Raw genomic sequence first — 23089 nt, 5'->3', positions numbered from 1 at the left:
CTCAAATTGTTGTAGAAAAGGTAGCATTTCTACTCCCTCGCGCCAAAGAACGCACCCAGCCAATCCGCGGCTTGGGACGTTGTTCCGGCCATTCTCCATGCTCATTCCTTAACTAGAAGACGCTCCACCCCGGTCAACCGGCCTTCCGAGAAGGCCATGACATAAATATCTGGCTTGGTGGTCTTTAGCAAGAAGTCCAGATCATATCCGGGGGCAAAATAACCCATCATTAGCGCCATTACCAGCCCGTGAGTCCCAATGGCAATTCTTTCTCCTTCATGTGCCTGCAGGATTTCCTGCAGCGCCTCTACCGCCCTTGCCTGGCATTCGCGGTTCGATTCACCGCCCGGCAGGGCAAAGTCCGGATCGTCGTACATCTTCTGCAGTGCCGGAAGCAAATCTTCATCAGCCAACTGACGGTTGCCCTCCATCCAGACCTTCTCTCTCAGGTCCTCCTTAAGGGTAATTTCCTGCCCAAGTACCTTGGCCAAATCGGCTATCGTATCTATGGCCCGGATATACGGGCTGCTGTACAGCGTGTTAATGCCTTCATTACGCAGGCATGCTGTTACTCTGCGCGCATCCCCTTCCCCTTTTGCAGATAGGCCGCGCGTCCATTCGTCCACCCCGGTCCGGAGTGAATCCCCGTGTCTCACCATGTAAATATATGTCGTCATTGGCTCCTCCTGAATATGTAATGTGGCAGTGCAGAAAAAGCCCCGAAGGGCTTGATCTTAAACTTACTGTCTGCCTTTTTTTAATCTACCCCTGATCTACTGCGGCTACAGGCTGTGCACCTTCCAGCTTAAGCTTGGCCTCAGGCCAGAGCAGCCGCCCGAACAGCAGACCCGCCAGACCCAGAAGGAGCAGCAGCAGGCCGGTGTTGATAAAAATACGGGCAGGGCCTGCATACTGGACAAGCAGACCACCCAGCAATGGTGCAATAATAAGTACCGTGCTGAGTACGGTGTTCTGGATGCCGAAGATACGGCCTGTCATATGCGGCGGGGTTTCTTTTTGCAGGCAATAATTGAACGTAACCATAAATACCCCGTTTCCGATCCCCAGTACAAATCCGATCAGCAGAACCCATACTATCGAAGCGCCCGGCTGGAGCGATCCAAGTGCAGCAATGGAACCGCCAATCAATACATATCCCGAGCCGAGCCTCCAGCTATATCCCGTTTCCGGATTCAGCTTGTTCAGGAGAAGTATAATCAGCACAGCTCCTACTCCGGTAGCGGCTACCATCCAGCCGAGCAAGGATTCCCGCTCCGGTGCAAACACCCGGAACAGGCTGGTGAACTGGAAGTCGACCACTTGAATCACCAGTGCCCCGGCCAGCCCGAACAGCATAGTACTCAGCAGGATCCGGCTGCGCAGCATGAAGCTCCAGCCTTCCCGCCACATCGTATGCAGCGGAATCTTGTCTTCCGGCGCCTCAGGCTGTTTGCTGTTATCTTCATCCGTGCGGATGTTCTTCACGGACAGCAGCAGCAGATAAGAGCAGCCGCGCAGCAAGGCATTGATCAGGATGCACCATTGCGGCGTAAGGAAAGCGAGCGCCAGACCTCCGAGCAGAGGGCCGGCAATTTTGGAGCCCTGGTTAACCAGCCCATTGAGCGACGAGGCTTGCAGCAGCTGGTCCTCTCTGACCAGGCTGCGGGTCAAAGACTGCTGGGCAGGCATATTCAGCATGGATAGCGCTGAACGCAGCGCCAGCAAAGGCAGCAGCCAGAACATGCTCGGGGCGAATAGCACCAGTACAGTCAACAGCGCAGTCAGCAGATCGCAGACACGCATCAGCTTCAGCTTGTTCAGCCGGTCGGCGGCTACTCCGGCAACCGAGCCAAACAGAATGCTCGGCAGCGCCAGCGCCACCGGAATAAGCGCCAGCATCAGCGGCCCGGCCTGCCAGCGGTAGCCGACCAGCACCTGAATAGCCAGTGCATCGAACCAGTCGCCGAAGCTTGCCGTGGCGAAGGCGCTGTACACGCGCATGTACGTTTTGTTATGCAGCAGGCTGGTTCCCTGCTTCGTTGAAAGCTCCATCTGACATTCCTCCAGGTTACATGTAATATCATTGAATGTGCGAAACATTCATGATCCTACTGTAACGGAGAATTGTCAGAGAATTATCAGTGGGCCTCGAGCAGCGGCAGCAGCAGATTTTCGAGTGCCCGTTCCAGCCTTACCAGACCAAACGCTTCAAGCTCTGCTGTAAACAGGCTCTCGTATTTGCGTCCCAAGGGACTTCCGGCCAGAAACATGCGGCAGAAATGGTTGATCCGGTACACCGAATAGAACCGCAGCGGCACAAACCCAGACATATCGAGCACCTGCAATCCTTCATTGATCAATTTCTCTCCCTCTGCCCACTGTGCCCGCCGAAGCGCCCAGAGTCCCTTTACTACTTTGTAACCGCCGATCTCCCGCAGAAAAGGCTTGTCCCTCAGGGTCCGGCTGACGGTTTCGTCCATACGCTCCAGCTGCTCATCCCCGGTTCCCGCCACCAGATGAATGAACAGCTCCGTAATCTGCGTCGCCGGAACGAAGTTCTCAAAATCCGGTTCGGATATTACCTGATAGGAACGTTTCAGGCGTTCCAGCGCTTTGTCCGGCTGGCCTGCCAAGGTGTACAAATCCAGCATGGTCAGAATCTCCAGTTCCAGCTGTTCAGGGGGGTTCAGCAGTTTCCGCTCAATCAGACGCTCGGCATATTCCATCTTCACCTTAGGGTCACCTATGAAGAAATAGAACAGGTTGAGGTAAAAAAGCCGGTCCTTCAGCGGAACCTCGTCCGTGTAGATCAGCCACTCCAAATCTCCCTGGACGAAATGAACGACCATCGAATAATGCGGGTCCAGCTCGTAGCCGAGAATGTCCTGCTGGCGTGCGAGGGTCAGCATCGATTTGCCCTGACCGTAGATATGAAACTTCATGAATACCTCACTCATTGTATTCCGCAGCTCCGGATCATTCGTTGCCGGATTCATCGCTACGCCCTCCGGAGAGCCCTGCACAGCCAGACTGTATCCGAATCCGCGGATGGTCTTGATGTCGATTCCGCTAAGGCCGCGCAGCTTCTTCCGCAGCCGGTAGATATGATCATCGACAGTCCGCTCCACCGGATACTCCATGGGCCAGACTTTATCCAGAAGCTGCTCGCGGCTGAAGGTCCTCCCCCTGTTGCGGTACAGAAACTGCAGAAGCGCAAACTCCTTGGGCAGCAGCTCTATGGTTAATCCGCCGGCAGATACTTTATATTCACTTTCGTTCAACTCCAGATGCATAGCTGTGCCTCTCTTCTTTCTACAGATCAACCCATAAACTGATTATATCAGCAAGAAGTTCTGCGCACGATAGCAGCAGCTGCATTCATGAGGGACAGCCGGTTCGGGGATGGCGTAACTTCATCGGGAGCGTAGGGAAGCATGTAACCAGCAGACTTCGTCGGAAGCCGAGCCTGCTGGCAGGTACTTATCTGCAATATTATTTGCGGTTAACAAGAAGAGTCCCTCCACAGTTGCCGCTGCGAAGGGACTCTTCATAAATTGCTATCTATGTGACTGCAGCTGCCGCAATCCGGGGGCTTACAGATGCTGTTCTAACCAGCCATATTGTTGATGGAATCCTGTTTGGAGAATACTGAGATATGATCCACGGTACCCGTTAAATCCGGGATGATGAACTTGAGCTGGTACTGCTTGCCCGCCTGGTATATATAAATGTCATCGCTGCCGTTCACTGAGGTAGCGTCCGGCTTGCCGAGGACTTCTTCAATCTGCTTCAGCGTCAGCTTTTGTAAATCGGAGGCGCTTGAACGCACATCAAAGATTTGGCTGCCTTTGTTAAAGCCGAATACCACGTGCTTGCCGGCATACGTGGAATAAATGCCTTTGCCTGCCGATTCTTTGGTGTCCGGCTCTCCCCATGCTGCTTCCACATCGTCAATGAGTCCACTGTGTGCAGCATATTCCACGCCGGGCACCTTGCCCTGCTTGGCAAGCTGCAGCAGCTCTTTCAGCTGCTTGCTCAGCTCCTGCGGCGTAGCAGCCGACGAGGCTCCTGCCGCTGCGCCAGGCTCTGCAGCCGCAGGTGAAGCGGCCGCGCCAGTGCCGCCTTGCGCAGCAGGAGCCGCGTCAGGTGCAGCTGTTGCTGCACCGCCGCCAGCTTCAGCCGACTCCGTGCCCGCACCAGGGGCGGGACTCCCTTCCGGCTGTGCAGACGCCGGAGCCTCCGAGGCTTGCGCAGCCGCCCCGCCGGTATTCACCGCATCCGGCTTACCGGAATTACAAGCCGTTAGACTGAGCATTCCGCCAAGTAGAATTATACCTGCTATCGTTTTGAATGATGTGATCATGATGCCATCTCCTTCGTTTTCGGGAACTTCCTCTACAATCTAAACTGTTAACCTATGACGCAGTGCCCCCGCTAAAGGTTGCACGATGCTCCTTCTCAGGCCGCCCTTCTATAGAACATTTTTGGCATGTTCCAGTTGGGACTGATACTGCCGCGTGTAGTTGCAGCGTTTCTCTTACCGCTACCCGCCCCAAAGCTGCAATCCGGATCTGTTGCATTTAGCAATAGAACTCCCTAAAAATCACCCGGAATTTGATTCTATTGCACTTTCTGCAGGCAACAATCAGAAAAACACCCTTATACAGTCATTCCTCAAAATTCTGTTGCATCAAATACAGCAGATTGCTTTCCAGCCTCCAAAAACGAGTTTTCTATTGCACTTTCTGCAATTGAAAAACAAATTCGCTGCTCAAGCCCTTCAATTCAGGAATTATTTCCCTGCAGCACGCAACCTTCCTCCCGCAGCACGCATCTTACTAATAAAGGGAGGGGAGCTTCATCTGGATATTATAGAGAGAATCAAAGCCAGGGATGAGTCCGCTCTCCGCCAGCTGATGGAGCAATATGGGGATATGCTGCTCCGGACCGCCTGGCTGCTCCTGCGGGACCGGCAGTCTGCCGAGGAAGCCGTGCAGGATACCTTCATTCAGGCCTATGCCAAAATCGGGCAGCTGAAGGACCCTCAGCGTCTGAGACCCTGGCTGATTGCCATCGTGGTTAACCGCTGCCGGATGAGGCAGCGGACATGGAGCTGGCGAAATATTTTTCCTGCGCCGGAGGGCGGGGCCTGGGTACAGAATGAAGCAGGCGCCTCCGCAGGCGCAGAAGAGCTGTTTATAGCAGAATGGCATAATCTGCAGCTAAGTGAAGCTGTAAGAAGTCTGGATTACATCTACCGCGAATGTCTGACGCTGTACTATTACCATGAGATGAGCATCCGTGAGATCAGCGGGCAGTTGAGATTACCGGACAATACGGTGAAATCCCGGTTATCCCGGGGACGGACACTGCTGAAGCAGATTCTGGAGAAGGAGGGGCATGTTCTATGAGCAATGAACAAGAACACATCAAACGCCGTCTGGATGAAGAGTTGAGCAGCCTCTCCTTCAGCGGACAAGAACGGGTTCTGCAGCAGACTCATCCTACCGCACCGCTGGCCCGCCTGCGGGCACTATGGAATAAGGAGCTGGAAATTCCACTCAAGCCACTGGGTGCGCTATCTGCGCTATTAATCGCAGGTGCGCTGATCCTCTGCTACCCGCAGAGCGGGCCCCCGGAACATGGGGCCCGTACACTGCCCGTACAGGGCCAGCGGGAACTGATTGAAGCTGGCGGCAATACGTACTGGAAAGACATCTATGAACAGGCGGTGAGAAGCCATGAAAATTAGGATCAAGGTCAAGCAGCTGGTGCTGTTCGTGCTGCTTCCGCTTGCGCTGCTAATTCTAATACCAGCTGTTCTTCAACAGGCAGCAGCGCCATCGGTTCAGCTTGCAACCTCCGCCACAGCGGATACCGGGACTCTGGCACGCGAAATGCTGCTGAGCAAGCTGGATGCCAGCAGCGGGAGCAAGCGTATGACGCTTATCCGCACTAAAATAATTGAACCAGGCAATTGGATACAGCCCTATGATTTCAATGTGTATATCGGCTCCTCTTCTAGCCAGTGGAGCCAGAACAATAACGAAGAAACACCACTGCCGCTGCTACCCGCAGATAAGCTCCGGTTCCTGAGAGAATATATGCTAGAAGGCCCTATAGACGGCTATTTGCTTACTGCCGCTAAACAGCTTGTATATGAATACGATGTCCTGGGTGCCGGAGATGACGGGGATGCGGTACTTACGGAAGTACGCACCAGAATCAGCAGTAAATCCTCTATGTTCAGAGAGCTGGCTTTGCTTCAGGCTGAGAGGGCATTGAACGCAGGGAATTGGGCGGCTGCAGGAGACTTGCTGAAGCAAGCCCATTCCCCCGTACATGATGGCGAATACGAACATGAAGCCCGTTCAGCCTGGCTTGGTGCGCGGCTGCTCTTTGCAGAAGGTAAGTGCAGCGAAGCGCTGGAGCTGGTGAACAACAGTCTGAAGAGTTACCAGGAGTCACGTGACAAGAATTATCATGAAGTGAACGAAGGAAATGACTTAAGCCCCCAGGGCTCCACAGAGCAACCTTCATCGGCTCAAGATTCCCTTGAAGCTGCTACAGAGAATATGAGTGAACCCACTTCCGAAATGCAGCGGCAGCTGCTTGCACTGCAGACCGCACTTACAGCTGCTGCGGAAGCAGGAAACTCTGCTCCTGCCACATTGTCAGGGACACTAACCTACAGCGACGGCACTCCGGTCTCCCGGGCAGGCATCTTCCTGCGGCCGGAGAGCGAAGTTAGTCATAGTGTGTTTTATGGCTCGGAGCCGTATGAAATCGTCACAGATGCACAGGGCCGTTTTTCCTTCTCAGGCGTCATTCCCGGCTATTATCAGTTATTTTTGGGCCTGAGCTTTGAGCAGATCGATGGCTGGACCTGGCCTGTGCAGGCGGATGACTGGATCGAAATCAAACCAAATGACCGTTTGACTAATAATATTATCCTTCAGCCCTTGCTGGAGCTGAAGTCACCGGTAAATTCGCAGCTCCTTACAGGTGATTCTGTAGAATTCGAGTGGGAGACTGTCCGGAATGCGGCCTCTTACAGTCTCAGCGGCACAGTCTCAGCCGAAGGCAGCACCTTCAGTTATGTAATCCGCCAGCATATCACGGGGAATAAGATTTCCATCCCTGTAACAGATCTGTATAACAGCGGCGGTTTCTCCACCAGCAGCAGCGGAGAAGGCTGGGAATCCGTTGAGCCCTCCTCGCTGCTCGGCTTCGCCGATCCAAGCGGACGCTTCTCGTGGAGCATCGAAGCCTATGATGTATCCGGGCGGGTGATTACCCGCAGCAATGGCTACCGGCTGAACGAGGACACCGTCGGCAATCTGCCTTTCTTCTATTTACAATCACGCAGTCTTACCGCTGCCGATCAGCTGGTTAAAGCGCAGAAGCTTGAACAGGCACTGGAAGCGTACCGCCACGACTATGCCAGAGATCCACAGGATGATCATGCGCTCAAAATGCTGGTTCATCTCATGACAGCCAAGGCTTCCTATACTAAAGACAAATCCTTAGAAGCCGCAACGATACCTCTGCTAGTGAAGCTTGTAGAGCTGCGTCCGACTGCAGACTCTGTCTTCAACCTGGCGCTTTACTACTATGAGCAGTCCGACTGGAAAAGCTACAATCATTATTATTCCTGGTTTCTTGAGCTGCGTGACCAGAAACCGAACAGCTATGATCTGGGTATTAACGCTACCGCGCTGATGCACCAGGGGGAATTGGACGAAGCCCGCAGGCAATTCATCGCCTCACTGGAGGAGGATGGCAGCCACCGCTTCACCGGCAGCTATCTGGCTGCAGAGCTGGCGGCGGGACAGCCGCTCGATGCCGTACTAAAGCTTGCTCAGCATTATCCCCAGCATAGTCCCGGCTCCAGCCCAGTTAACTGGGCGAAGCTGATAACCCAGATGAAGGCAGAGCGTACGGGACAGCCGGAGCTCTTTGACCGGCAGCTGAAGCAGATGCTGGAGCTATATACAGCAAGGTCCGGGAAGCTCAGGGAATGGACTGGAGAAAGCGGGGATTCCGCGCTTAAGACGTTCATGAAGGCCGTTCTGGAGGTGGGCTAATCCACCTCCGGAGCAGGGCAAAGGGGATAGACAGGAGCGGCAGCGCCGCCTGGTCTATCCCCTTTGCAGTTGGCTTATTCTATTCTTTTGGCTCAAACAAGACGGTCCAGTGCATTCTTTTTAACCACATAGGTTCCGGCCATCATATCATGCAGCGCCCGGCTGCGCCGGGTGAATGCCACGAATAGGCAATCGGCGACCACGACCCAGCCAAAGAACACATTCAAACTCATGGCGAGCGGGCTCCAGTTGGCCAGACTGCTGGAAACCGCAGATAATTCCTCAGTGTTCAGACTCACAATAACCGCAAGAAAGCCGTTAACGATGTAGAAGAGATATCTAATCAAAGCCTGCTTCAGCACCGGATATCTGCCGTCCTCATTAATAATTCTTACCCCCAGAAGCAGTCTGCCCGGAGTGCCTCCATATTTGACTACCATGAACATATTGAAGCCTATCAGCAGCACAAACTGAATAAAAAGTGGAAAAGCCGACTCCGCCGACTCTGCGGCAGAGACACAAAACCTGTTCAAAAAATACGTAGGAAGGGCCAGAATCAGAAAATCAATGAAGCTGATCAGTACCCTTTTCCCAAAACCTACATAGTCATCCAAATCGAGCTGTTCCTCTACCCGCTGCTCCATACTGTTCCCCCTCCGCCTTCTACTTGCTATCCCAGGCCGAACCCATAATATCCTTCCCGGTCTGTATGGCCTCCTCTAGCGTATTAGCCGGACCCGAGATATATCCCTCTCCTGCGGCAAGTCCGTAGCGCTCATCAAGATGGGTCAGCATAATCCAGAACTTATCCAGCTTCTGAGACGCTATAATTGAGCCAACCGAACGCCGTGACCGGTCTGCATCCAGGACAGTAAGAATTCCCAAATAGTATCCGCCGCTATCCTTAAGCTTCACATCATAATGAAGATCCCCATCCAGTGTAAGCTCTCCGGTAAACTCACTTCGTCCGGGTACGCCTCCCCATACTTCACCCTTCAGCCCGATTGCGCTATGCTTCACGACTTCATTATTGGAGTAGATCACACTAGGGTACTCCCGCTCCACATGCTGCGGACGAAACCATGCATAACCCAGGGATGCTACGATCAGTACTGTTATTGCGGACATTATCCATGATTTCCGGGTCAAAGCTCTCCCCCCCCTTGTACCATTCCAGGAGATGCGTCATCCTCTGTACAAAACTAATTACATCAAGAACGGTACCGCAAACGGAACAAAAATCAGCAGCAGCGCAGCGGCACTCAGACCCCGGGTCCACACCGGCTTCAGCTTCTGATTCTTCTCCGATTTGTACCAGCCCTTGAACTGCCAATAATTCCGGTATAACACAAAGAACAGGAGAAAATTACCGATTACAGCAGTATACAAATACCCGGTCCATCCATATAACATTTTGAAGATCCACTGCTCCGCACCCCCGAGTACACCTAGTGTCAGAACCAGCAGAACCACTAAACGCAGCATTTCTGCCATAAAACTTGCGAGTTTACTCATTTTGTCCTCCAGATCAATGTTTTCCATCATCCTTCTATAAATTCTATATTTATCCTGTCATTCCTTCTTCAGCAACCGCAAGCTGGCGGTATAGCGGCTGTCGTGAAGGAGCATTTCTCCCTTGCAGTATCTGCCTGTGTTATATCCAACGCCGGAGTGATTATAGTATTCTGTAGAAAAGAACGTGAAGAGGTGTCTAGAATGCAACGAACAGATGTGGTAATTGGAATCGATGGAGGAGGAACTCATACCCGGGTCATAGCCGCTGATATCGAAGGGAATGTACTGGCTTATTGTAAAAAAGGAAGCGCTTCCGCATACCGGGATTCTGCTGCTCAGCACAATGTGCGGTCCGCAATTATGGAAGCGCTGGAACGCGGCGGCATCGAGCCCGGAAGGGTCATCGGCATTGCTGCCGGGATTGCCGGTTACGACTCGCCTGAGGATTTGGACTGGATCTTGCCGCTCACCGGGGTTCCGGAGCTGAGTTGTCCGAGGTGGCATGTCAATGACGCGCTTATCGCCCATTATGGAGCACTGCTTGCGCAGCCCGGCATTATTGTCATTTCGGGAACTGGCTCCATCATTATTGCCATTAATGAAGACGGACGTTATTTACGCAATTATGATTTCCATCATTATGCCGCAAGTGCCGCCCGGCTCCTCTCATATAATACCGTCTTTGAAATACTGGCCGGTCACACGGATTCCAGCGATGAGCTGCTTGTCGCCCGGATGCTGGCACACTGGAATGTCACTTCAGTCATTGAACTGTACATGCTTGCAAGTGAAGGGTTTGACGATGACCGGAAAGCCCGGGACAGAAGCTTTGGAGAATTTGCTCCTATAGTTACGGAAGAAGCGGAGCGCGGAAGCTCCACCGCCGACCGGGTCTGCGGCAGAGCTGCAGAGCAGATTAAGACGGGCATCGGGCTGCTGGCTTCTTCTTTTGCGCAGCAGACCGTCCCGGTAGCCTTCATCGGCAGTGTGGCAAACAGCAGGTATTTTCAATTGGAATTACGCAGTTTACTGAAGAACGGGGCCAACAAACAGTATAAGGTGGTAACGCCACAGCTCCCGCCCGAAGCAGGAGCTGTCCTGTATGCAATGGAGCAATTAGGCCGGCCGGTCACAGAAAACATAATCAGCCGGTTGCAGCATAGCAGCAAGCTGCCACAATGACATATATGCAGCGCGTAATTGCTACGAACAGACCTTCCATCTGGCAGCTTCTAGCTTAGTCGCTTCACAGCTCCACAGTCGCCTCTTTGGCATTCCATATGACGGGAAGGCCAAAGAGCGGCGTCAAGCTGCCTAAGGGAATATACAACCGCCCGTTTACGCTCCGCGAGGCCAGCATGGCCACCGTTTTGCCGTTCACCTTCGCTGTTTCGCTAAGCGGTTGATGGACCGCGGTGTGCCCACCTATAGTAATGATAAGCGCTCCGGTTCCCGCCTCCAGCTTCAAAGTTCCGCCCAGCAGGGCAACCGATTCGCGGAGCGGAACGAATACCCGTGAATTCTCCAGCAGGAAAGAATCCTTAACCTCCAGCTTTTCTCCATTGATGATAAAGACGCCCGCAATCATCGTCGGCCCCGCGGAATAGCCGCTCTTCACTGCGATGCTTGCCATATCAAGTCCTGAAGTAGTAATGATCACGGGAGTATTATTGGCTACCCTTGGATACAGCCAGTGGATATCCTCATTATGCATCCGGATGCATCCGGCGCTGACATATTTACCGATGGAGGCCTCATTATTGTTGCCATGAATGGCATAGGTCGTGCCGTAGGTATCGTTCACTTCCAGCCCCAGCCAGCGGTCGCCCAGCGGATTGGCCGGATCGCCTCCGGGAATCTTTTCTTTGTAATAGGGTCTGTTCTTGATTTTGACCACAATTTTGAAGCTGCCTTCAGGCGTCAGGCTCTTGGTCTTGCCGGTAGCGACCGGAAAAACCTTCTCCAGCTTACCGGCGCTGAAATAGGCCAGCTTATTCGTCTTTTTGTTCACAATAATCAGATCTGAGGATGATGATGACGCTGCTGCGGCTGATCCTGTGAAGCATGCTGTGAACAGCACTGCGAACACAAACATAAGCTTGATGCTCCTTGGAACATAAGTTGTAGTCAGGCTGATACGCTCACGCAGATTCATGGTTGCCCCACCTCCAGGTTATGGGTGATTCTGGAAACTCTTTTCTACATAGACGCCAGTCTGCCGCATTAGTTGCACAGCAGCATGTACCTATTCTTATCAACTCGTCCCTGCGGATTTGAAGCAGAGTTTGCACAATTGTAACCGTTCAAGCGGTGCTTCGCGTGCGGTTTCATGAGGATGAATATTAACTGCCTCCGCCAGAGATAATAAGCCCGCATGACCATTACAGCACCCGCCAAGGAGGCCACTTACTTTGAATCCAAACCATTCCAGCCAGATCAGCCAAAGCGAACAAATCATCCAGCAGCTGATGACACAGACCCAGCAGGGCACGCAGAATTACCAGCAGCTTCTGCAGCAGGAGCAGGAGCATGCCGCCAAATTGCAGGAGCTCAGCCAGCACAGCAATAAGGCCATTCAGATGATTCAGCAGGCATTGCAGGGCCATCAGACCGCTATGCAGCAGCTGCAGCAGGTCTCGCAGTTAATCAGACAGCTGGAGCAGATTCCGCAGACTGCCGGCTACAATACAGGTGGTATTCAAAGATTTAATACCGAACAACAGGGCTTCAATACAGGAATCCCAAGCTTCAGCACTGGTAACTCTGGCAATCAAAGCTTCAGCACAGGCTCTGGAGGATATAATTCTTCCTTCAGCCCGTCCTTCACTTCCAATAGCCAGCCGGTAAATTCACTGCATAGCCCAATTAACGCTTCAATTAACTCTTCATTTAGCCCGCAGCCGCTGCATACACCCATGCAGACTAACCATTCCTACGGTTCTATGATGAATCAGGGACGCAGCTTCCAGCAGTAATATACGCCGGACTACGCGGTTCAAGACAAAAGGGGTTCTCTCAGCCATACCAGCGGCACGCGGAGAACCCCTTCTTTGTATCTGCGCTTTGCGCCTCGGCATTCATACATATGCATGTTAGACTACCAGCCGTCCCCTCTTCTCCGCGAGACCAATCGTCGCCTCTACGCCGGAGTTGAATTCCAGGTAGTCGCTCTCGACTCCATCGCTGAAGATTACCCCGTCTTCCGGCATCTGCGAAGTAATTCGCAGCGGCATACGGCTGTTGATCCTGCCGAATACCAGATCGGCCGAAGTCGTCCGGCTGGGAAAAGGCTCCCGTACCGTAAAGTAGAGCTCCGGATGATCCCAGGCCAGCTTGAGCACCCCGCCGCTTTCCTGCGGTCTGCCCCCATCTACAGACACGTGTGCTTCCAAGCCTGCATTTACCGTCACCTGTTCCGCTGCCTGCCATTGTGCCGCCTGGCTGACAATTCCCGCTGCTCCGGCGAGAACGCTTTTGAGCCAGCCGGTGGAGCCCATGCCGGTGGAGACAATAATCCCGCTGGAGGACTGCTGCTCCAGCGTGCCGTTCAGTTCAAGCTGATAACGGGCCGAGACATGGGTCCGGCGGCCGATGAACAGATCGTTGACACCGTACAGGCTCTGTCCGTCGTTCAGCTCTGCCCTGGCAAGTGTAACCTCGCGCACCTGCCGCTGGCTGCGGAGGACCTCCGGCACCAGCTGCCGCAGGTCCTTAACCGTGAAGGGCAGCAGCACACCATCCCAGCGCTGCGGATCCGGATTCACACCGATCAGCGGCTGCTCCCGCAGGTATTTCAGCGTATTGGCGACCAGACCATCCTGCCCCAGCACCACTACTGTATCCCGCTCTCCAAAAATAAAGTTAGGCACATGCTGCCGGTCCAGAAGCTGCAGCCGGCCTACCGCGCTCAGCTCGGTTACAGCAGCCTCTACCGCCTTGCGGTAAGTGAAGTCCTCGCTGAGATAATCGCTGAAATCGGCCCCCAGCCGTTCAATATAGAACTGGGCCTGCTGGATCGTATTGTAGCGGACCACCAGTTCTTCCAGGCGCGTCTTGCGTTTGATCAGAATAATCTTGTTCTCGGATACCGGGCTGCTCATCGTCCGTTGCCTCCTCTTACCGCGCCCGCCCCGTTACCCGGCGACCCGGCCATAATTCCCTGCAAAAGATCCGGGGTAATATTGAGCTGCCCGATCTTCCCGGCATTCTCAGCCAGCTCCTGGAACGCGATGGCAATCAGCTTATCCGGATTCATGCCTACATTCGTCAGTGCCTGAAGTACACCTGGTGCTACGCCCTGGAGCGAATTCATCACCGCCGACAACTCGTAGGCCTTGGCATCCGCTTCCGCTCTCTGATTCGCCACCGTCAGTTCAATCAGCTCCTGCTTCTTCTCCTCCAGCGCAGTATCGAAGCTGAGCTGCTCTTCCTTCATCTCGTTCTGCTTCTGCTTCACCGAGCGTTCGGCATCGAGCTGGGTTTCGCGGATCTGCCGCTTCTTCGTCTCCACGGCGATCTCCGTATTCAGCTCATTCTCCTTCACACGCCGCTCCTGCTGAATCGAGGCATTGCGCCGTTCATACAGCGCATCGTCGGCGCTGCGGAGAATCTCCTCCCTGGCCTGCGCCTCCAGCGCGCGCAGCGTTTCCTTATTCGGCACGATCGCCAGAATGGACAGCCCCATTAGCTCGATGCCCAGCTTCTCTATCTCCGCACTCTGTCCGATTTCGAGCGTAATTGTCTTAGCCAGACGTTCACTCGACTGAATGGCTTCCTTCAGCGGCAGCTGCCCGAGCTGCTTCTTGGTCAGCACCTTGGCGATATTGATCACCCGCTGGGCCAGCTTGTGCGGATCATCGGAGAGGTAGGTATTCTTCCGCAGATTATACGTATAGTTAAGAATCTGTGTAGTCTTGCGGTAATCCACGATCCGGTAGGTCAGCTGCCCCTGCACGGTCACCGTCTGATAATCAGCCGTAATTTCCTCGAACATAAACGGTACATCAATCGAAGAGACCGGCACCACTACAACCGAGGTCGTAGGCGCGTAATAATGGAAAGAAAGTCCTACACCTTCCTGCACTACCTTACCGTTCTTCACCTTAAGGACATATTCACTGGGCTGGAACTTTACGAAGCGGAATCCGAACATGGTCATTACCTCCTGCTGTTTATTTTAGAGATTGATATTAACTTAATGTTATTATTAATTTGTTATTAACAACATCTTAGCAGACTTTGATGATATTATCAATATGTTAATAACTAAAATCCGCTATATTTCCCCACACCTAAGAAGACCTGCGGAAGGGACGGATTTCATGCATCATTACAACCCAAACTGAATATTGACTGAATGGCGGCATTCTTCTTTTGCACAAACTCGAGTTCCCGCTTTGGGTTTTGTCCATTGAGTAACGAAGGGTTATCCTCTATGATAATTTAAACGAGAATGATTATCATTATTGGTAATCGGTATACACATGGGAGGCATACTTACAATGAACAAGGCAAGACAACCTTTCGCTATCCTGTGCATCATCTTCCTGATGAGCACCTTACTGCTCGCCTGCAGCAGCAAGAATGATGAAGGCAACGCTGCGGCTAACACAGCTGCCGGCAATACCGCTGCAACCGCCGCTCCAACCGTAGAAGCTACTTCAGAACCGGCAGCCACAACACGCCCTTACACCGATTACAAAGGCCATACGGTTGAGATTCCTGTGAACCCGCAGCGAATCATCTACTCCGGGGAAACTTACGGCGATCTGATTGCCCTGGGCGTACAGGCCATCGGCTATCCGCTCTCCATGGCTGAAGGCCAGGTGTTCAAGGACAAGCTGACCGGGGTAGAAGATGTCGGCTTCCCGATCAACCTGGAGAAGACGCTTGAGCTTCAGCCGGATCTGATCATCTATGCCGGAATTGAAGAGGCTGATTTCGATGCCTTGTCCAAAATCGCTCCAACGATTATCTTCGATACCTTCGCCCCGCTGAAGGAACGGATGCAGGAAATCGGCGGTATCTTGGGCAAGACGGCAGAAGCAGAAGCCTGGCTGGCCCAGTACCAGACACAGGAAGATGCCATGTGGGCCCAGCTTAAAGCTTCAGGCATGAAGGAAGGCGAAACTGCCGCAGTCTTCACCTACTATCCGGGCGACAGACTGTTTGTAATGGCTACAACCGGCCTGTCGCAGGTACTGTATGGGGAGAACGGATTCAAGCCTACTCCGGCGATCCAAAAGGTGCTTGACGCCGACATGGGCTTCCAGGAGATTTCGATGGAGGTTATCCAGGAATACGCAGGGGACCGTATTTTCCTTCTGACGCCGGTAGCTGACGAAGCCAAGGCATCGACCGACAAGCTGCTGGAGAGTGCAGTCTGGAAAAGCCTGCCGGCTGTTAAGAACGGCTATGTCTATACACAGGACATCATGAAAACCTCCAGTGATGCCGCCACCAGAGAATGGCTGCTGGGTGAAATCCCCGCCATGCTGAATAAGTAACGATTACGCATGCAGACAGGACGAATATTAAAAGCAGCTTATCAACTAATGTTGATAAGCTGCTTTATTTTATATACAATGAGGTTTATTGATAATCGTTCTCAATATACATCTAAATTCAACTGCCCTGAAAGGAGTGCTGAGCCTTGAGACAGAATGCCTTGAATCCGGGACTCCCCCCTGCCTCCGCACTCGCAGCGGCTCCGGCCCTGCCGGCGGTTCCGCTCCGCTCCCTGCTGTTTCAGCTGAAGGGCATTGAGCTGGTAATCCAGAGTGCCAACACTGTGTCCGCTGTGCAGACTGCCGGTCAGCATACACTTCTGATCTTTACCGGAGGCCGCGGTGAGCTCTGTATCGGGGAGCAGCCGGCCCTTTCAGTACATGCAGACAAGTGTTGTCTGCTGTCCCCCGGAACTTCCTACAGTACGGATAACGCAGAAATGACACTATACTATTATTTGATATCCTTTGCCGCTATTACGGCTGGAGATTCCCCTGCTTCCCATACAGCTGAATTGCTGCCGGGCCGGAAAGAGCTAATCGTCCACCCTTTCACCCGGGTGATCCGGCTCGCGGAAGAGCTGCTTGCGAACCCGGGCAGCGGGGACGAGCTCCAGTATTTCAGACAGCAGCTGCAGTTCCAGGAGCTGCTGCTCCTGCTGTTTGAACATAATTACTCCACCCGCCAGCTGCCCAGTCCCGCGCAATCCGTGGAGAGTACGATCCAATTCCTGCAGGATCATTATATGGAGAGCATTACGGTGAAGCAGCTTGCGGAGCTGGCACAGGTCTCTCCCTGGCAATACACCCCTATCTTCCAGAAGCTGACCGGCAAGCGGCCGCTCGATTATCTGACCGATTTGCGCATCGGGCACTCCAAGAACTATCTGCAGGAATCGGCCGAGCCGCTGCGCGAAATCGCCCGGCTGGTCGGCTTCTCCGATGAATATTACTTCAGCCGCCGCTTCCGGCAGAAGACGGGAGTCACGCCCGGGCAGTATGCCCAGGCCCAGCAGCGCAAAGTTACCGTCAAGGATTGGACGGGGCATGAAGTGGAAATTCCGGAGCGGCCGAAGCGGATTGTCTACCACGGGGAGACACTGGGAGATTTGCTGGCGCTGGGAGTCAAGCCTGCCGGAGGCGATGAGGCCTTCGCCCGGAACAGCGTCTATAAGCACCGGGTCAAGAATCTGGCCAATGTCGGCTTCCCGCTGGACCCGCAGCTGACCCGGCTGATCAGCCCTGACCTGATTATTATCGCGAATTCGGACGAGCGCGCCTATACGCGCGTCTCCGGTATCGCCCCGACCCTCACCTTCGATTCGTTCGCGCCGCTCGAGCAGCGGCTGCGGATACTTGGCGGGTGGCTCGGCAGGCAGCGTGAATCGGAAGCCTGGCTGGAGGCCTATCACGCCAAAAACGCTGCCATGTGGCAGCGTCTGTACGCAGAGGGACTCCAGCCGGGAGAAACCGCCTCCGCGTTGGTCTACGACCATGGCAACCGCCTGTTCGCTATGGCGATGACCGGACTGTCCACGGCCCTGTATGCTCCCGGCGGCCTGCAGCCGACGGCAGAGATTAAGGGCCTGCTGGACCAGGGGCTTGGCTTCGGCGAGGTTGATCCGGCGAAGCTGCACAGCTACGCGGGGGACCGCGTCTTCATGCTCATCCCGGAGCGCCCGGACTCGCGGGAAGCCATGGAGCAGCTGCTGCGGACGCCGCTGTGGAACAGCCTGCCCGCCGTACAGGAGGGCCGCGTCTATATGCTCGACGGCGCCAAATGGAATTCCGGCGATGCCCTGACCCGCGAGCGGCTGTTGACCCTGCTGCCCAGGCTGCTGGGGGGAGCGGGCGGGTAGCCCGGGCAGTGGCTTAGGTTGCCGCCTCTCTACAGCTCAAATGTTTATTTTGCCGCTTCAGGAGTAAAGTCCTTGATTTTCAGCAACAGAATGCCCAGGCCGGCTTCGCTTCCGGCAGTTCTATAGTGCGGCCGCCTGCGGCCCGGCTCCATTTCAGCTCTCCGTTCCAGCTTCTGCTCTTTGCGCAGTTCATGCAACGTCCGTTATGTCAAAGTGCCAAAGCTCACCTCTTCTATGGCTGGAGTATCCTGCGGACAGCTTCCAGCCGCCGGGGGTCAACAGGCTTCAGCGGATCACCGTCCAACCGGACTGCTGAGCCGAAGTGTACCCGGCTGACTGCGGTATGGGCAAGGAAATCCTTCAGGCTTGCAGCGTTTAAGCCGCTGCCGGCCAGGATGGATAGCGGAGTATCTGCAGACAGCTGCTGCAGTACGGCAATCCGTGCCATTCCCTCCGGCGAAGTAGCTACGGCACTGCCGCCGGAGGTCAATATATCCGTAATCTGCGGATACCGCTTCAAAACCTCTAGGGCCTCAAGCTGATCCCGCACCTCATCAAAGGCCCGGTGGTACGTAACCTCCATTCCGTCCGCAGCATCAAGCAGCCGGATTAGCAGTTCTTCATCTACAGTCTGGTCACTGCGGAGCATACCCATAACCAGGGATAAGCCGCCTATCCCGGCAATGTGGCGGATATCGCGCAGCATCGTTTCTGCGTCGGATGGGTCATACATGAAGGAATATGCATGCGGCCTCACCATCACTCTTACGGGAATACTGACTGCCTCCCGCACAGCTTCAATCAGCCCTAGGCTGGGTGTTAATCCGCCTTCACGGATCCCGGTAATCAACTCGATCCGGTCCGCTCCATAACGTTCTGCTGTGATTGCATCACTTACTGTCGTGGCTATGACCTCTAGCAGCATAATTCACGCTCCTTCCCTTCCTTGTTTTATCTTGTTCCTAATCATCCACGCCGCGCCCGGTCATTTCTATCCCAGCCGCCCGCTGCCTCTAGTTGTTCCACCGCCACATATCATCAGCCTCTTCCACGATCCAATAAATTTCATTCAGTATAAAGGATTCCGCAGGCTGATGCATCGAAATGTTCACCATCCAAATTTGTGAAGGCCAGCCTCAAAATGAAAATGTTGTACGTAGTGCTACTCGAACCTCCCTATACTGAAGCATTTTTAAGGATTGTTGTATCCGTTAAGCGCAGCAGCACAAAAAACCGCCAAACCGTTAGGTCTGACGGGTAACTTTTCTATCGACTGCAAGGCTAGAGGTTATACACCTACTGTGCTTCTAATCGGCTCCAGTGCCTCGGAATGGCCGTACACCGGAACATCACGCTTGACCGGAGCACACCAGTTCACGCCGTTGATGATAACCTGCTGAATTTCCTTGTTGTAATAGGTTGGATAGGACTCGTGGCCGGGCTGGAAATAGAAAATATTCCCGCTGCCGCGCCGGTACGTTGATCCGCTCGGGAACACATTACCGCCTTCGAACCAGCCGACAAAGATCAGGCTCTCCGGTGCAGGCACGTCAAAGTGCGCCCCGTACATCTCTTCCTGCTCCAGGTCAATATATTCGCCGATGCCTGCGGCAATCGGATGGCTGGGCTCCATCACCCAGAGGCGTTCTTTCTCCCCGGCTTCACGCCATTTCAGATCACAGCTTGTGCCCATGAGCTTGATGAAGATTTTGGACATGTGGCCTGAATGCAGCACCACCAGCCCCATCCCCTCCAGCACACGCTTATGAATCCGGTTCACTACCTCGTCACTCACTTCCTGATGGGCAACATGCCCCCACCATACCAGTACATCAGTGTTATTCAGCACTTCTTCTGTCAGGCCATGCTCCGGCTCATCCAGCGTTGCCGTTCTTGTATCCAGTCCCGCTGCGCTCAAAAAAGAGGCCAGCTGTACATGTATGCCATTCGGATAGACCTGGCGGATTCGTTCTTCCTGCCGCTCATGGCGGTATTCATTCCATACGGTTACTCTGGTCACTATGGACACTCTCCTGTTTCAAAGGTGAATTTTACGGTTAATTTTAATTTTTGACTACTTTTTATACCTCTATCATACAAATCCGCAAGCAGGCTTTCTTCCTGCATTCTTGCTCAATTCTTCCCGGATATTGTCTTGCGGTATTTAAGCGGAGAGATCCCCGTAGCTTCCTTGAATAAATGGTGAAAGGTCTTCCCGCTGCCGAAACCGGCCGCTTCCGCTACCGCTGACATCGGCAGGTCTTCGTTGAGCAGAATCCACTTGGCCTTATTCAGCCGGTATTCCGTCAAAAACGCAACAAAGGTCATCCCCGTATTCTTCTTGAACAGCTTGGTGAAATAATACGGGCTGAAGCCCATGTATCCGGCCACCTCATTCAGTGTAATCGCTTCCTGATAATGCTGCTCCACATAGCTGAAGATCCGCTCCAGCCGCTCCAGCGTCTCTCTGGACTGGGACAGCGTGTCTTCTGAGAACTTGGGCTGCTTCTTGACCCTGCTCTTCGGCACCTCCCGCATAATAACCGTCAGCATTTCAAACATCCTGGCCTTAATCAGATAAGCGTAGCCTTCCCGGCGCTGTGTATCCTCCTCATAAATGCTCTCAATCAGAGCCTTTATACTGGCGGCAGCCCCTTCCGGCCACTTTGAACTGGAGAATTCCATCTCCATGAACATATCCCGCAGCGGATAATCATTGCCTCCCAGTGCTGCAACCTCCTGAAAGAAATTCAGATCAAACTGTATCACTACCCGCTCACTGCCCGTTGACGCCAGGAAATAATGCACATCTCCGCCGTTGATGAACTGCACTTCACCCTGCTCCATCCGGATCGGCACATCATTGATTCCCAGATTCAGGCTTCCCTTGGTTACATAGATAATTTCGATTTCTTTATGCCAATGCGGATAGGTCAGATCATCTCCTCCGCAGACCAGGCTGCGAAACGGAAAATGCTTGTCCACATCCGGAATTTCCAGATAGATATTCATAAGCGCGGCTCCTTGTCCGGGATATTGATCACTGCACACTCTATATTCATTTTAGAGAAATATGCCTGCCCATGCCACCTTAAAGTAAAGGAGAGCCGCACTAGACCAAAGACCAGTATTATTCCCGCCTCCGGGTGCGTGTATTGTATGGATTTAACCTTTATACTGAAGAAGGTAAAATTTGGAGAGGGGTTGCCCTGATGTTACGACGAAGTATAAATGCGTGGAAAATGCTCATGCTTTCTTTGCCTAAAGGAATTATCGCTTTTGTTATTGCCGTTACAGGCCTATGTGTAAGTCTGCCTCTGGTAATTATATGGGTTGGGCTGCCTCTGCTGGCCCTGACACTAACCTGGTGCCGCACGATGATGATCAGTGAACAGAAGGCTGCTGAAGCCTGGTCTCATGGTAAAGGGGGAGCCGCGCAGCTAATTATGCCAGACCATCCGCCTGCCTTCCGCTGGGAAGGTCTGCGGACATTAGGATACCAGCTTCGCCAAGGCCAGTCGTACCGGGGAATTCTGTACAGCATACTGCAGCTGCCCGCAGGTATTCTGGGATTTACCCTTGCTCTTGCCCTGCCCTCGGTTGCCATTAGTGCCGTCCTGTCACCTGTAGTCCAGAAAGTCAGTTCTTCCGTATTCTCCTTTGACCAGAATATGCTGGACCCGGACGTCTTCGTGTTCCTGTCTGATACAACACCGGACGAACGCTCCTGGATCGTATGCGGAATGGGATTTGTACTGCTGCTGATCCTGCCGCTACTGCTATCGGGCCTTGGACGTTTGTATACTGCCTGGATCAACATGATCTCTGGAACACATCAGGATGTGAAAGCTCCGCTCGAAATATTAGCGTAATGATTTGTCACTCTTAGTGGTTATATTTCTCAATATTCTCCAAGTAAAATATACAATTATTCCAAGTAGCATTAGACTGGAGAATTCAATTATTCTCCACATTGAACTATATTCATGTCCAAATGTTATTTTATGTTGTAGATAATCCATAGTCGTATACTCATTTACAATGTCTGGAACATATTTCTTTGAAAGATACATCCCGCGAATAATCTGAATAGCATAATAAACAAATGCAAATATTAGTCCTACAATCAGGCTTCGAATTAATGGTTTTTTCATAGTGACCTCCTTCTATTCAATAGGCAGCCAATGATTTTGGCTGCCTATTGTCATGCTGCTATCATTATCCGTTAGCTCAACCTACGGGTGCCAAGTTTAACAGAGAACTGATACAAGGGCCTTGGCAGTCCGCTAAACTCTAAAACCCCTTGGTTAACTAAGATCCATATTCTATTGGTAATAAATGAGTACCCTACAAGTTGGTGCGACGTATCACATACTCTCGCGAAGACAATCCCCGCCTTGATAAACCCGTTCTCATCTTGTTCTTGCTTTAGTTCAATGACCGACCTTATTATCACTTCGTCCAGAGCAGTTTCATCAGTGCCTATAACAGAATCTTCTTTCCACAAACGGAGCACATGATCTTCATTCGAGAGCATTAGCCATTCTGATTCATACCTTTTTCTTTGGTTAGGATCAAGAGGAGCACCTTCATAATTCTTTTTTACGATTTCCTGAAAATGCTCTCGATCGATTAAACCACTAAAATAGGGGTTTAATCCTTCTTTGTAATGAAGCCCAGTAGCATTAAAGAGTTCTGTCACATTGACAACATTAACTGGCTGTTTTCGATCTCTCAACAAATGTATTACGAAACGTAAGCCTGTCTGATCATGTGCGTTATCCGCGCACCAAATGACAATGGTTTACTTTCTGGAATATTCTTTACTGCCTCTACCATTTTCGCAAGCAGATGCTCTGGGACATAGCTAAAGTCTCCATCGTTTTCCGTCAACCAAAAAAGTCTATTCTGCTGCCCAGTTTTCTGTGAAAATACGTCTGGCACTGCGATAAACGCACGGCTTACGCGGCGCACCCAGTCCAATTGTGTTCGGTTTTTCGATTACATTTGGCCTACGCGGCGCACCCAGTCCAATTGTGTTCGGTTTTTCGATTACATTTGGCCTACGCGGTGCACCCAGTCCAATTGTGTTCGGTTTTTCGATTACATTTGGCCTACGCGG

Annotated in this window: 23 protein-coding genes and 1 pseudogene; 8 read left to right on the top strand and 16 right to left on the bottom strand. The window is 52.8% G+C overall.

The window, feature by feature from the left end:
- Positions 1-101: 101 nt before the first annotated feature.
- From MKX70_RS33250 to MKX70_RS33235, 4 genes are all read right to left on the bottom strand, one after another.
- A complete protein-coding gene (locus MKX70_RS33250) occupies positions 102-677 on the bottom strand; it encodes a histidine phosphatase family protein (protein ID WP_042233100.1) in 576 nt (191 codons plus the stop codon).
- An 85-nt stretch (positions 678-762) separates the two neighbouring features.
- A complete protein-coding gene (locus MKX70_RS33245; protein ID WP_042233097.1) occupies positions 763-2052 on the bottom strand; it encodes an MFS transporter in 1290 nt (429 codons plus the stop codon).
- A gap of 86 nt (positions 2053-2138) precedes the next feature.
- A complete protein-coding gene (locus tag MKX70_RS33240) occupies positions 2139-3293 on the bottom strand; it encodes a winged helix-turn-helix domain-containing protein (RefSeq protein ID WP_042233095.1) in 1155 nt (384 codons plus the stop codon).
- Between the two features lie 314 nt (positions 3294-3607).
- Positions 3608-4363 (bottom strand): YjgB family protein, encoded by a 756-nt coding sequence (locus MKX70_RS33235; protein ID WP_340789817.1) that lies wholly within the window; start codon positions 4361-4363, stop codon positions 3608-3610.
- A 571-nt stretch (positions 4364-4934) separates the two neighbouring features.
- Between MKX70_RS33235 and MKX70_RS33230 the strand changes: the two genes are divergently transcribed.
- From MKX70_RS33230 to MKX70_RS33220, 3 genes are read left to right on the top strand one after another with little or no spacing between them, the layout of a single operon-like run.
- On the top strand, positions 4935-5411 hold the full coding sequence (locus tag MKX70_RS33230; protein ID WP_445323733.1) for an RNA polymerase sigma factor: 477 nt from the start codon (positions 4935-4937) through the stop codon (positions 5409-5411).
- On the top strand, positions 5408-5752 hold the full coding sequence (locus MKX70_RS33225) for a hypothetical protein (RefSeq protein ID WP_042233091.1): 345 nt from the start codon (positions 5408-5410) through the stop codon (positions 5750-5752). Before MKX70_RS33230 ends, MKX70_RS33225 begins: the two co-directional genes overlap by 4 nt.
- On the top strand, positions 5742-8087 hold the full coding sequence (locus MKX70_RS33220; protein WP_340841741.1) for a carboxypeptidase-like regulatory domain-containing protein: 2346 nt from the start codon (positions 5742-5744) through the stop codon (positions 8085-8087). The genes MKX70_RS33225 and MKX70_RS33220 overlap by 11 nt, the downstream gene beginning before the upstream one ends.
- A 92-nt stretch (positions 8088-8179) precedes the next feature.
- Here the strand turns inward: MKX70_RS33220 and MKX70_RS33215 are convergent, their stop codons facing one another.
- The 3 genes from MKX70_RS33215 to MKX70_RS33205 are packed head-to-tail and all read right to left on the bottom strand — an operon-like array spanning position 8180 to position 9602.
- Complete coding sequence (locus MKX70_RS33215) at positions 8180-8731, bottom strand: RDD family protein (protein WP_340841740.1); 552 nt, start codon at positions 8729-8731, stop codon at positions 8180-8182.
- 19 nt (positions 8732-8750) lie between these two features.
- A complete protein-coding gene (locus MKX70_RS33210; RefSeq protein WP_340841739.1) occupies positions 8751-9236 on the bottom strand; it encodes a hypothetical protein in 486 nt (161 codons plus the stop codon).
- 57 nt (positions 9237-9293) lie between these two features.
- Positions 9294-9602 (bottom strand): hypothetical protein, encoded by a 309-nt coding sequence (locus tag MKX70_RS33205; protein WP_340841738.1) that lies wholly within the window; start codon positions 9600-9602, stop codon positions 9294-9296.
- A 201-nt stretch (positions 9603-9803) separates the two neighbouring features.
- Between MKX70_RS33205 and MKX70_RS33200 the strand changes: the two genes are divergently transcribed.
- A complete protein-coding gene (locus MKX70_RS33200) occupies positions 9804-10784 on the top strand; it encodes an N-acetylglucosamine kinase (RefSeq protein ID WP_340841737.1) in 981 nt (326 codons plus the stop codon).
- A 64-nt stretch (positions 10785-10848) separates the two neighbouring features.
- Here MKX70_RS33200 and MKX70_RS33195 read toward each other — a convergent pair whose 3' ends face one another.
- Positions 10849-11757 carry a L,D-transpeptidase family protein gene (locus MKX70_RS33195; protein ID WP_340841736.1) on the bottom strand — a complete coding sequence of 303 codons (909 nt, stop codon included), beginning with the start codon at positions 11755-11757 and terminating at the stop codon, positions 10849-10851.
- 256 nt (positions 11758-12013) lie between these two features.
- Between MKX70_RS33195 and MKX70_RS33190 the strand changes: the two genes are divergently transcribed.
- Positions 12014-12577 carry a hypothetical protein gene (locus MKX70_RS33190; protein ID WP_340841735.1) on the top strand — a complete coding sequence of 188 codons (564 nt, stop codon included), beginning with the start codon at positions 12014-12016 and terminating at the stop codon, positions 12575-12577.
- A 117-nt stretch (positions 12578-12694) separates the two neighbouring features.
- On the opposite strand, the gene MKX70_RS33185 is transcribed toward MKX70_RS33190, so the two are convergent.
- Both MKX70_RS33185 and MKX70_RS33180 read right to left on the bottom strand, forming a co-directional pair.
- Positions 12695-13702 carry a sugar kinase gene (locus MKX70_RS33185; protein ID WP_340841734.1) on the bottom strand — a complete coding sequence of 336 codons (1008 nt, stop codon included), beginning with the start codon at positions 13700-13702 and terminating at the stop codon, positions 12695-12697.
- Positions 13699-14754, bottom strand: coding sequence for an SPFH domain-containing protein (locus MKX70_RS33180; protein WP_340841733.1), 1056 nt, complete (start codon positions 14752-14754; stop codon positions 13699-13701). The genes MKX70_RS33185 and MKX70_RS33180 overlap by 4 nt, the downstream gene beginning before the upstream one ends.
- 349 nt (positions 14755-15103) lie before the next feature.
- Between MKX70_RS33180 and MKX70_RS33175 the strand changes: the two genes are divergently transcribed.
- Positions 15104-16108, top strand: coding sequence for an ABC transporter substrate-binding protein (locus MKX70_RS33175; RefSeq protein ID WP_052416012.1), 1005 nt, complete (start codon positions 15104-15106; stop codon positions 16106-16108).
- A gap of 146 nt (positions 16109-16254) precedes the next feature.
- Positions 16255-17967, top strand: coding sequence for a helix-turn-helix domain-containing protein (locus MKX70_RS33170; RefSeq protein WP_340841732.1), 1713 nt, complete (start codon positions 16255-16257; stop codon positions 17965-17967).
- Between the two features lie 232 nt (positions 17968-18199).
- On the opposite strand, the gene MKX70_RS33165 is transcribed toward MKX70_RS33170, so the two are convergent.
- The 3 genes from MKX70_RS33165 to MKX70_RS33155 form a co-directional block, all read right to left on the bottom strand.
- On the bottom strand, positions 18200-18892 hold the full coding sequence (locus MKX70_RS33165) for a copper homeostasis protein CutC (protein ID WP_340789847.1): 693 nt from the start codon (positions 18890-18892) through the stop codon (positions 18200-18202).
- 363 nt (positions 18893-19255) lie between these two features.
- A complete protein-coding gene (locus tag MKX70_RS33160) occupies positions 19256-19987 on the bottom strand; it encodes a ThuA domain-containing protein (RefSeq protein WP_039309665.1) in 732 nt (243 codons plus the stop codon).
- Between the two features lie 113 nt (positions 19988-20100).
- Positions 20101-20979, bottom strand: a complete 879-nt coding sequence (locus tag MKX70_RS33155; protein ID WP_340841731.1) for an AraC family transcriptional regulator — start codon at positions 20977-20979, stop codon at positions 20101-20103.
- 200 nt (positions 20980-21179) lie between these two features.
- Here MKX70_RS33155 and MKX70_RS33150 point away from each other — a divergent pair, with 200 nt between their 5' ends.
- A complete protein-coding gene (locus MKX70_RS33150) occupies positions 21180-21839 on the top strand; it encodes a sensor domain-containing protein (RefSeq protein WP_340841730.1) in 660 nt (219 codons plus the stop codon).
- On the opposite strand, the gene MKX70_RS33145 is transcribed toward MKX70_RS33150, so the two are convergent.
- The 3 genes and pseudogenes from MKX70_RS33145 to MKX70_RS33535 form a co-directional block, all read right to left on the bottom strand.
- A complete protein-coding gene (locus MKX70_RS33145) occupies positions 21831-22121 on the bottom strand; it encodes a hypothetical protein (RefSeq protein ID WP_042233062.1) in 291 nt (96 codons plus the stop codon). The two genes, MKX70_RS33150 and MKX70_RS33145, sit on opposite strands and share 9 nt — an antisense overlap.
- A 71-nt stretch (positions 22122-22192) precedes the next feature.
- Positions 22193-22669, bottom strand: coding sequence for a DUF3658 domain-containing protein (locus MKX70_RS33140; RefSeq protein WP_340841729.1), 477 nt, complete (start codon positions 22667-22669; stop codon positions 22193-22195).
- Between the two features lie 9 nt (positions 22670-22678).
- Positions 22679-22762: pseudogene (locus MKX70_RS33535) on the bottom strand (DUF1835 domain-containing protein); the annotation flags it as partial.
- Positions 22763-23089: the final 327 nt, after the last annotated feature.

Origin of the sequence: Paenibacillus sp. FSL R7-0312, from assembly GCF_038004445.1 — a bacterium.
GTDB lineage: Bacteria > Bacillota > Bacilli > Paenibacillales > Paenibacillaceae > Paenibacillus_AQ.
Note: the sequence above shows the minus strand (reverse complement) of the source record. Positions and strands in the feature narration are given on the sequence as shown.

Bases quoted from the DNA above. Each gene is read 5' to 3' on its own strand.
- MKX70_RS33225 (WP_042233091.1), top strand. From the start codon at position 5,408: ATGAGCAATGAACAAGAACACATCAAACGCCGTCTGGATGAAGAGTTG.
- MKX70_RS33205 (WP_340841738.1), bottom strand. From the start codon at position 9,602: ATGAGTAAACTCGCAAGTTTTATGGCAGAAATGCTGCGTTTAGTGGTT.
- MKX70_RS33250 (WP_042233100.1), bottom strand. From the start codon at position 677: ATGACGACATATATTTACATGGTGAGACACGGGGATTCACTCCGGACC.
- MKX70_RS33145 (WP_042233062.1), bottom strand. From the start codon at position 22,121: ATGAAAAAACCATTAATTCGAAGCCTGATTGTAGGACTAATATTTGCA.
- MKX70_RS33220 (WP_340841741.1), top strand. From the start codon at position 5,742: ATGAAAATTAGGATCAAGGTCAAGCAGCTGGTGCTGTTCGTGCTGCTT.
- MKX70_RS33215 (WP_340841740.1), bottom strand. From the start codon at position 8,731: ATGGAGCAGCGGGTAGAGGAACAGCTCGATTTGGATGACTATGTAGGT.
- MKX70_RS33245 (WP_042233097.1), bottom strand. From the start codon at position 2,052: ATGGAGCTTTCAACGAAGCAGGGAACCAGCCTGCTGCATAACAAAACG.
- MKX70_RS33185 (WP_340841734.1), bottom strand. From the start codon at position 13,702: ATGAGCAGCCCGGTATCCGAGAACAAGATTATTCTGATCAAACGCAAG.
- MKX70_RS33200 (WP_340841737.1), top strand. From the start codon at position 9,804: ATGCAACGAACAGATGTGGTAATTGGAATCGATGGAGGAGGAACTCAT.
- MKX70_RS33165 (WP_340789847.1), bottom strand. From the start codon at position 18,892: ATGCTGCTAGAGGTCATAGCCACGACAGTAAGTGATGCAATCACAGCA.
- MKX70_RS33180 (WP_340841733.1), bottom strand. From the start codon at position 14,754: ATGTTCGGATTCCGCTTCGTAAAGTTCCAGCCCAGTGAATATGTCCTT.
- MKX70_RS33155 (WP_340841731.1), bottom strand. From the start codon at position 20,979: ATGAATATCTATCTGGAAATTCCGGATGTGGACAAGCATTTTCCGTTT.
- MKX70_RS33195 (WP_340841736.1), bottom strand. From the start codon at position 11,757: ATGAATCTGCGTGAGCGTATCAGCCTGACTACAACTTATGTTCCAAGG.
- MKX70_RS33240 (WP_042233095.1), bottom strand. From the start codon at position 3,293: ATGCATCTGGAGTTGAACGAAAGTGAATATAAAGTATCTGCCGGCGGA.
- MKX70_RS33235 (WP_340789817.1), bottom strand. From the start codon at position 4,363: ATGATCACATCATTCAAAACGATAGCAGGTATAATTCTACTTGGCGGA.
- MKX70_RS33230 (WP_445323733.1), top strand. From the start codon at position 4,935: ATGCTGCTCCGGACCGCCTGGCTGCTCCTGCGGGACCGGCAGTCTGCC.
- MKX70_RS33175 (WP_052416012.1), top strand. From the start codon at position 15,104: ATGAACAAGGCAAGACAACCTTTCGCTATCCTGTGCATCATCTTCCTG.
- MKX70_RS33150 (WP_340841730.1), top strand. From the start codon at position 21,180: ATGTTACGACGAAGTATAAATGCGTGGAAAATGCTCATGCTTTCTTTG.